We start from the raw sequence: 783 nt of genomic DNA on the forward strand, positions 1-783 counted from the left end.
CCCTACACCTGGTCCGGCCTCACCCATCCCGATGCCAGTCAATGGTTGCGCCAGTTCGAGGCCGATGCTAGATAAGCTGATCTCAATGCCGCGTTAGACGGCGAAAGGGTGTTTAGTCAAAGGTGCGTCTGTTCAATAGAAAAATCTTCCAAGGATGTGCAGCATGAAGACCTTGCCCTCCAGCCCTCCCGTGCCGCAGAAGCTGCAAGAAATACTTGGGGAATACCCGGAAAAAATTCAGAAACTTCAAAATGTGCTTGATAATTACTGTAAAAATCCAAATCCTCCGATGCCATTTGATGGTGCGGTGTGGATTCTGCAGGACACGCTTGGCTCTTTCATCTTAGAGGCGCGTGAGGAACTCAAAAATGCTAAGGCTGGCGGCGATCCGTTGGTTATAGAAAATGCAAAGAGAAAGGATTTTGCTGTCGGATCTGCCTTGTTTAATATGGGTGGAATGCCTGATTTGCATGCTTACTTTGAGCGGAATGGGGGTGCCTTATGAGTGATGGTAAACTTCCAGGTGGTGAGCATGAAAGGATTTTTGGCGAGGAAATAATTCCTAAGAGCGGATTGTCTGAAAAATCTTCCTTTCAGCATCCGAGGGCTGTCATTTTGGCTGGACAGCCAGGCGCCGGAAAAGGCAGTCTCGCCGAGATGGCTGAGCGTGAACTCGACTGGAATGTAGTCAAGATCGACCCAGATAAACTGCGAGAATTTCACCCGCAAGTCAGCGACTTTCGCGACGCCCACCCCTACACCTGGTCCGGCCTCACCCATCCC

General features: G+C 50.3%; 2 protein-coding genes. Both read left to right on the forward strand.

Annotated elements, in window-relative coordinates; all coding sequences use genetic code 11:
• The first annotated feature begins 163 nt into the window (after positions 1-163).
• Positions 164-505, forward strand: coding sequence for a hypothetical protein (locus D588_RS27690; protein ID WP_157836426.1), 342 nt, complete (start codon positions 164-166; stop codon positions 503-505).
• A partial coding sequence (locus D588_RS26405) for a zeta toxin family protein (protein ID WP_157836427.1) occupies positions 502-783 on the forward strand: 282 nt, incomplete at its 3' end. The genes D588_RS27690 and D588_RS26405, both read left to right, overlap by 4 nt.

Origin of the sequence: Xanthomonas sp. SHU 308, assembly GCF_000364645.1 — a bacterium.
GTDB classification, from domain to species: Bacteria; Pseudomonadota; Gammaproteobacteria; order Xanthomonadales; family Xanthomonadaceae; genus Xanthomonas_A; species Xanthomonas_A sontii.

Bases quoted from the DNA above. Each gene is read 5' to 3' on its own strand.
- D588_RS27690 (WP_157836426.1), top strand. From the start codon at position 164: ATGAAGACCTTGCCCTCCAGCCCTCCCGTGCCGCAGAAGCTGCAAGAA.